Below are 7,314 nucleotides of genomic sequence, written 5' to 3' on the forward strand. Positions count from 1 at the left end.
TCCCCAAGACTGTGGTGTGCGCAGCGTCCACTGTGCCTACCCACCGCGTGTCAGCCACAAAGGCTGTACCCACTGTCCAGGGGGAATTCTTGACTTCGCTTAACAAATCCGCCTCAGAGCCGCCGCGCACAAAGCCCCGGCGCCGCAACGCCCTGCCCGTCGTTCTGCTCCTCGCCAGCTTTGCGCTGGCTATTTTCCCCGGTTTCCACTGGGCGCTTGGTCCAGCCGCGGGCACCATGGCCTACCTGCTGGGTACGGCGACCTTCGTCACCGCCGTCATCGTGGTCCTCTACTTCCTGGATGCGCGCAAGCGCCGGACCGCCGGGGAGGAACTGTGAACATCGTCACCGGTTACGGACTCATCGGTCTGTTCCTCGCCGTCGTCGTCCTCGTCCTGGAGCGAAGCCGGGTCAAGTCCACTGGCCTGAGCGACTACACCACCGGCGGCCGCTCATTCGGACCCTGGTACCAGACCATGTCGTTCCTGAACACCTGGCTTGCCGGATCTGTCTTCATTTCGTTCGCGGGCATGACCGCCGGCGGGGGAGTGATCGGTTACTACCTGGTCTTCTATTCCCTGCTGGCGTTGCTGCTGATGTTCTTTATGGCCCGGCCCGTCCACGAGTGGGGCAAACGCTTTGACCTGCGGACACAGGCCGATCTCCTGGGCTTTCGCTACCGTTCCCACGCGGTCCGCCGCATCGCCGGACTCATCGGCCTGGTCGCGGCGTTTCCGTGGATCGTGCTGGGCATGCAGTCCCTGAGCCTCGTCTTCACCCATCTGGGCTACGGCGCAGTGCCGGCCGCAGGCGCCATTGTGCTGAGCATCGCGGTGCTGGCCTTCCGTCAGATCTGGACCGTACGGATGGGCATGCGCGGCGTGGTGATCAGCGACATGATCCAGGGCATCACCGCCTACGGCATCGGGCTGGTGGTCATTGTAGGACTGTTGGTGCACCTGGTCACCAGCGGGTACGGGCTGGACAGCGTCCCGGCGGACTACTTCCTGCTCCCCGGTCCCGGCAGTGAGGCAGGCCCACTGTACTTCTTCTCCCTGGTGCTCACCGGCGCCATCGGCGGCTGGTGCTGGCCGGACGTCTTTGTCCGCCTGTTCACCGCCCGCAGCACCGAAGCGATCAAAAAGTCGACTGCGCTCTCCGCCCCCATCCTCCTGGCCTTCTCCACCGGGCTGTGCACCGTGGCCCTGCTCGCCGCGACATATCCGGGCGTCAAGGAAGCTCCCAGCTCGGTCTGGTTCATCGTCGCCGCAGTTGGGGGTCCGTTGCTGGTGGCCTTGGCCGGCGTGATTGTCCTCGCCGCCACCATGGGCAATGTGGATGCCCTGATCCAGGCGGCCAGCGCGCAACTGACCAACGACTTCGCCCGGACCGCGCCTGACTCTGCGGTTGCCGGCGAGACCAAATGGGCCAAGATCGGCACCATCGTCATCACCGCTGCCGCGGCTGTCTGTGCGCTGGTATGGCTGGAGGAACCCGCACTGTATGTCCTGGCCATCGTCTCCTACCAGGGCATTGTGCAGCTGGGCCCCGCCCTGTACTTCGGCCTGTTCTGGGAGCGCGGGAATGCGACGGCGGCCGTGGCCTCCATGACCAGCGGATTCGCCACTGCCGCTGCATTCCAGATCTTCTATCCGACGTCCGTCCCGTGGCTCGGCGGCGCCACCTCCGGGATTGCCGGCCTGATCGTGAACGCGGCGGTGTATGTTGCCTGCGCTTACCTGGTCCCCGTCGCGGATGAAGAGCGGGCCCGCGTGGCGGCGCTGTTCGACCGCTCCACGTCCGAACCGGCCGTGGCGCCCGAACCGGCCGTCGCGTCCGAACCCGCAGCCGCGTCCGAACCGGCAGCCGCGTCCGAACCGGCAGCGCCCGTCGAGGAGCCTGCCGCGGTATAGCCGTAGTATTTGGCGCTCAGTTTGTCGCCCCGTAGTTTCAAGTTAAACCTGACCAGCCACAAAAGGACACCAATGCCCACCCCGCTGCACTTCAACGCCTTCGTCATGAACACCGGATCCCATATCCAGCACGGGCAATGGCGACACCCTGAGGCGCAGCAGGCGGACTTCAACGATGTCACCATGTGGATTGAACTGGCCAAGACTCTGGAGGCCGGCCTGTTCGACGCGATGTTCTTTGCCGATGTTGTGGGACTATATGGCCCCAGCAGCGGTGGCTTCGAGGTCTTCGCGCGGGAAGGCCTTCAGATCCCCAGCAACGATCCGTCCGTCCTGCTCTCCGCGTTGGCCGTGAATACCGAACATCTGGGCTTCGCTTTCACCTCCAACGTCCAGCAGGAGCACCCGTTCAACTTCGCCCGGAAAGTCTCCACGCTGGACCACATTTCGCGCGGCCGCATCGCATGGAACATCGTGACGGGCCTGCAGGACAACGGTGCCCGGAACTTCGGCATGGACGGGCTGGCCAACCATACGGACCGCTACGGGTGGGCCGAAGAATACGTGGACGTGACGTACAAGCTGTGGGAAGGCTCCTGGGACGAGGGCGCGCTGCTGAAGGACAAAGCCAGCGGCGTCTTTTCGGATGCGTCGAAGATCCACAAGATCAACCACGTGGGTGAGCGCTATCGGGTGGAGGGCCCCCACCTGCCGTCGCCGTCACCGCAGCGGACTCCGCTGCTGTACCAGGCCGGTGCCTCACCCCGCGGACGCCAATTCGCGGCCGACCACGCCGAAGCCGTCTTCCTGCGCGCACCGACCCCGAAGATCGCGCTGGAAGGGATCGAGGACACACGCCGCCGGGCCGTGGAGGCAGGGCGGCTGCCCCAGGACCTCAAGTTCTTCCAGGGTGTCGCCTTCATCATCGGCAGCACCGAGGACGAAGCCCGGCGCAAGGCCACTGAATACGACGAGTACGCGAGTGCCGACGGTTACCTGGCCCACGCCAACATCGGCACGCGTCCGGACGGCAGCGTCTACCCCGCCGACACGCCCCTGTCAGAGCTCGAAACAAACTCCTCGCAGGGCCTCCTGGACTGGATCCGCCGCGGCGTCACAGACCGCGAGCCGGTAGTGGCGGACATTGCGGACAGCCTGGCGCGCAACGGACGGATCGTGGGTACGCCGGAACAGATCGCCGACGCACTCGAAACCTGGCAGCGCGAAGGCGGCATCGACGGCGTGAACGTCATGAACTGGCACCTGCCGGGCTCGTTCACGGAGTTCAACGAGCACCTGCTCCCGGTCCTGCAGGCCCGCGGCCTCGCCCGGACCGAATATGCGCCGGGCACACTGCGCGGCAAGCTCTTCGGCGAGGACCGCCTCAACGACCGGCACCCGGCAACCCGCTACCGCGGCGCGTTCAGCCAGTAGGCGGACGGCTCCGCCCAGCAAAGCACCACAAAACAAAAGCGGACGACGCCGGGAGGTCCCGGCGTCGTCCGCTCTGTGTTTTTAGCGTGGAACCGTTCAGACGGTGACGAGCTGGCGGTCGTCGCTGCGGACGCTCAGCGTGAAGGTGTTGGGGCCGCTGCAGTGGACCGCGATGCGGCACTTGGTGGTGTTCGCCTTGACTGAGAGATCCAGCGCTGCGGCGTTGAGCGTGTGGTCAATCGCGGACCGGTCCCAGATTTTAAGCGTTAAAGAGTGGCTCGAATCAAACGTCATTGTCAGTACTTTCGCTCATGCAGTTGACGGCCAGGTCATCCTTGAAAGGGCCGCATCCTCGTCGGTGAGGATTGCTGATTTAGGTGTGCGGGGCAACAGGTCCCCGCATTCATGGTTCATGGTGGGCCGGGGATTTGACAACTGAAATGCCCAAAGTGTGATCGATTGCACGTCCGCGTCCTGCGCTTGTTACGCCACTGGTTACGCCACTGGTTGGGGCGCCTGTTCGGACGTTGGTGCCGGGCGTTCCGCAGGGCCCGGCACCTCAGTAGAGGAAAATGTCGATCCAGTCGCGGTTGTGCGCGTGCACCAGGACCAGGAACAGCACGAAGTCAAAGAACAGGTGGACACACACGATATACGTCGATGACCGCGTGATGGTGAACAGCTTCGCCTGCAGCAGCGCAAACGGGAAGATGAAGAGCGGCGCCCACACATGGAACCCCAAGTCCCACAGGAAGGACGTGAATAGCACCGCCTGCATCAGGTTGGCTTGCCAGTCCGGGAGGTGCCGGCGCAGCAGCGTAAAAGCGGTGCAGATGAAGAAGAGCTCGTCCCAGATGCCCAGCGCGTTGGTGCCCAGGAACAGCCGGCCGATGCCCTCCGGATCGTTGACCGCAGGCCAGTTCCGATACACGCCTGTACTGATCATGTAGACCGGGAGGACCGCATACCCCAGCAGCGGGACGGCCGGCAGGTACCACTTCTCGGCCGTGGTCCAGGGCTGGCCGCTCCGGATGGGAAAGCTGATGGCATGGTCCTTGGTGACAAACCGGGAGACCACATACGGAATACCGACGGCCAGTACCATCGCGGTGCCCATCACCAGCATGTGCCCGGTGCTGATGTCAGTGGTGATGGGGACGGAGCTCATGGCCGTCAGCCCCACCGCTATCAGTGCGAGGTCAATGAGCAGCCGGCGGCTGATGAATCCGGCCAGCACCAGGGCAGCCGCCAGTAGGATAAATCCGCTGAGCCGGTCTTCAAGGACAAACAGCACAAAGCCCGACGCCGACAGTAACGTTGCCGGGATTAGCCGCACCGAGGTGCCGGCTGGCGCAGCCGCTGCACCGGGCCGGACATCGGATTCTGTTTTTGAGCGCCGGCTCATGCTGGCCTCCGTGGACGGACTCGGGCTGGCTGCTGGGTGGTTCCTTCAGCTTACCCGCGGCGCCGCGGCAGCCTCTTGACACCCCTCGGCGCCCGGCGTATCGTACAACCAAATGGTTGTAGATCAGGTCAATGACGCGGACGTGGACCGCCTGTTCCAGGCCCTTGCGGACGCCACCCGACGGGACATTGTCCGGCGGGTGACAGTGGCGGAGTATTCCGTCTCCGGACTGGCTGCGCTCTACGCCATGAGTTTCGCCGCTGTCCAGAAGCACGTGGCGGTGTTGGAGCGCGCTTTCCTGGTTACCAAGGAAAAGCGCGGACGGGAGCAGATCGTGCGGGGCGACCACGAAGGATTGCAGAAGGCCCGCCGGCTGCTGGATGACTATGAGACGATCTGGCGGCAGCGCGCCCAGCGGATCGCGGACATTCTGGCTGAAGGATAAGGAAGGGACGGCAATGCCTGTTATCAGTTCCACCAAGAATCTCGAGGCACTCAGCTTCACCCTCGTCGCCGAGTTCGATGCCGCCGTCGAGCGCGTCTGGCAGATCTGGGAAGATCCGCGCCAGCTCGAGCGCTGGTGGGGTCCGCCCACCTGGCCGGCCACGTTTGACGGGTTTGATTTCACGCCCGGCGGAAGGGCCGGCTACTACATGACCGGACCCGAGGGCGAGAAAGCCGGCGGCTGGTGGAAGTTCACCGCCATCGAAGCGCCCCGGGGGCTCGAGTTCGATGACGGCTTCGCCGACGACAGCGGCGCCCCGGTGGACGCCATGGGCATCACCCATGCCGCCGTTGACCTCGACGACATCGGCGGCCGCACCCGGATGACCATCATGTCCACATTCGAATCCGAAGAGCAGATGGAAGAGATGGTCAAGATGGGCATGGACGAAGGCATGAAGGCAGCCGCTGGCCAGATCGACGCCGTCCTCGCCGCCCACGCACGCGCCTGAGAATCCCCGGCTGAGGGTACCCGGCCGGCGCTGATCCGCGACCCTCAGCGAGCGGAATTCACTGCCAGCCAGTTCACGCCCCCAACGGGCTGAGCGCGGCTAAAGGTTTTAACGCAAAAAGCGGGCGTACGACGGCGGGACCTCCCGCCGTAATACGCCCGCTTCATGTGACGGCTGCCTATGCCGTCTAGTGGTGCTACCCGGTGCTGCTACTTGGTGACCAGGAGTCCGGTGTCCCAGTTGAAGTCTTCAAATGCGGGATTGGCCTGCATGGTCATGAGGACGAACTGGAAGCCTTCCAGCTCCCGGGAGCGCTTGAGCGGTCCGACCACCAGCGGCCGCATACCGGCGGCGCTGACAAAGTTGCCCACTGCCGCAGTGGCGGCGGCGTCGTCGCCGCGATGAAGACGTCCAGCGGCTGGCCGCCCGATTCGCCTGCCACCAGTGTGCCGGCGAAGGTCGTGTTGAAGGCCTTGACCACGCTGGCGCCGGCCGGGGCCAGCGCTGCGATTTCCTCGGCGGCGGAGGAGCCGGGCTCCACTACCAGCGAATCGAAGGTGTCAAAGTTCACCGGGTTGGTAATGTCCACAATCGTCTTACCGGCCAGCTGGTTGCCGTATGCGGTGACCACTGATTTGGCGGCATCGAACGGGACGGCCAGGATGACGATGCTGCCCTGCGGGGCGCTGGCCGCGGTGCCGTGGGTGACATCCGCGCCGAGTTCACCGGCGAGCGTCTGCGCTTTGGCGCCGTCCTGGCCGAGGATCTCAACCTTCTTGCCTGCTGCGACGGCGCGGGTGGCGATGCCACGGGCCATGTTGCCGTTACCGATGATGGTGATGTCAGTCATGGTCTTCTTCTTTCCGAAAAGGCGGGCAAGGAGGGTTTTCATCAGATTCTGTTTCTCTGGAGGATCACTACTTGAAGATACAACTAAATGTACGCTTATCAAGTTGAAGCGTCAAGTGATTCTCTAGGCAGTCTCCAAACCGTTTGCCGCATAGGCCGCCCTGGCTTCGGGGCCGTGCAGGAAGTCGCGCAGATCGGCAGCGCCCGCCCGAATCGGAACCAGAGCGCTCCTGGTGGCAGCGGCTCTGGCGCGGCACGACTAAGCCTTGATCCACCGATCCGGGGTTGGTCTTGATGGATTTCGGTGTCGGCCGCGGATTCTGGTTTCGGGCGTGGCAGATCACCGGCCTCGCTGCCGGTGGTGTTCCACTGGATGTTCCTGGTCGGGCCGTTTCCGGCGGGCGGGCGGGGTTCTATGCCGTTTTCGGTGGGGCGTGGACGGTGGTAAAGAGCTCTTCCCAGGCTGTTTGCCAGGGCCAGGCTTCGGGCAGGTGAAGGCGGATGCGTCGGGCGCTGGTGGCGATGCGGGCCGGGACGTGGATGAGTTTGCGTCGGATTGTGCCGGTGCGGGCCTTGCTGAAGGGCCCGGCGGCAAGGAGCCCGGCGGCGCGGGTGAGGTTGTAGGCCATGACCGCGGCGACCAGCCAGGCCGAGTTCGCCGCGAAAACACTTGAGGGCAAATGGGCCAGCGCACTGTCTTTCAGATCGGCATTCACCTGCTCGATCTGAGCGTGTTTGCGGTGGGTCTTGTCCGCGGC

Annotated in this window: 9 protein-coding genes; 5 read left to right on the forward strand and 4 right to left on the reverse strand. The window is 64.4% G+C overall.

Annotation, left to right across the window (positions count from 1 at the left end):
* Positions 1–89 precede the first annotated feature (89 nt).
* The 3 genes from ABIB45_RS18165 to ABIB45_RS18175 all read left to right on the forward strand — a co-directional run bounded on the left by ABIB45_RS18165 (position 90) and on the right by ABIB45_RS18175 (position 3,346).
* Positions 90–338 carry a hypothetical protein gene (locus tag ABIB45_RS18165; protein WP_354217246.1) on the forward strand — a complete coding sequence of 83 codons (249 nt, stop codon included), beginning with the start codon at positions 90–92 and terminating at the stop codon, positions 336–338.
* The gene (locus ABIB45_RS18170) at positions 335–1,912 is read left to right on the forward strand and encodes a sodium:solute symporter family protein (RefSeq protein ID WP_354217247.1); all 1,578 of its coding nucleotides are present in this window, start codon (positions 335–337) and stop codon (positions 1,910–1,912) included. Before ABIB45_RS18165 ends, ABIB45_RS18170 begins: the two co-directional genes overlap by 4 nt.
* A gap of 72 nt (positions 1,913–1,984) precedes the next feature.
* Positions 1,985–3,346, forward strand: a complete 1,362-nt coding sequence (locus ABIB45_RS18175; protein WP_354217248.1) for an LLM class flavin-dependent oxidoreductase — start codon at positions 1,985–1,987, stop codon at positions 3,344–3,346.
* A gap of 96 nt (positions 3,347–3,442) precedes the next feature.
* Here the strand turns inward: ABIB45_RS18175 and ABIB45_RS18180 are convergent, their stop codons facing one another.
* Both ABIB45_RS18180 and ABIB45_RS18185 read right to left on the reverse strand, forming a co-directional pair.
* Positions 3,443–3,640: a hypothetical protein gene (locus ABIB45_RS18180; protein ID WP_354217249.1), complete on the reverse strand. Its 198-nt coding sequence runs from the start codon at positions 3,638–3,640 to the stop codon at positions 3,443–3,445.
* Positions 3,641–3,905: 265 nt separating this feature from the next.
* Entirely contained in the window at positions 3,906–4,751 is an 846-nt protein-coding gene (locus tag ABIB45_RS18185; protein WP_354217250.1) for a CPBP family glutamic-type intramembrane protease, read from the reverse strand.
* 112 nt (positions 4,752–4,863) lie between these two features.
* Between ABIB45_RS18185 and ABIB45_RS18190 the strand changes: the two genes are divergently transcribed.
* Both ABIB45_RS18190 and ABIB45_RS18195 read left to right on the forward strand, forming a co-directional pair.
* Positions 4,864–5,196, forward strand: a complete 333-nt coding sequence (locus tag ABIB45_RS18190) for an ArsR/SmtB family transcription factor (RefSeq protein WP_354217251.1) — start codon at positions 4,864–4,866, stop codon at positions 5,194–5,196.
* 13 nt (positions 5,197–5,209) lie between these two features.
* The gene (locus ABIB45_RS18195) at positions 5,210–5,707 is read left to right on the forward strand and encodes an SRPBCC family protein (RefSeq protein WP_354217252.1); all 498 of its coding nucleotides are present in this window, start codon (positions 5,210–5,212) and stop codon (positions 5,705–5,707) included.
* A 274-nt stretch (positions 5,708–5,981) separates the two neighbouring features.
* On the opposite strand, the gene ABIB45_RS18200 is transcribed toward ABIB45_RS18195, so the two are convergent.
* Positions 5,982–6,557, reverse strand: a complete 576-nt coding sequence (locus tag ABIB45_RS18200; RefSeq protein ID WP_354217253.1) for an NADPH-dependent F420 reductase — start codon at positions 6,555–6,557, stop codon at positions 5,982–5,984.
* Between the two features lie 412 nt (positions 6,558–6,969).
* Positions 6,970–7,314: transposase (locus ABIB45_RS18205; RefSeq protein ID WP_354217254.1), on the reverse strand; the 345-nt coding region annotated here is incomplete at its 5' end.

It is taken from the genome of Arthrobacter sp. UYCo732, from assembly GCF_040547265.1.
Classification (GTDB): Bacteria; Actinomycetota; Actinomycetes; order Actinomycetales; family Micrococcaceae; genus Arthrobacter.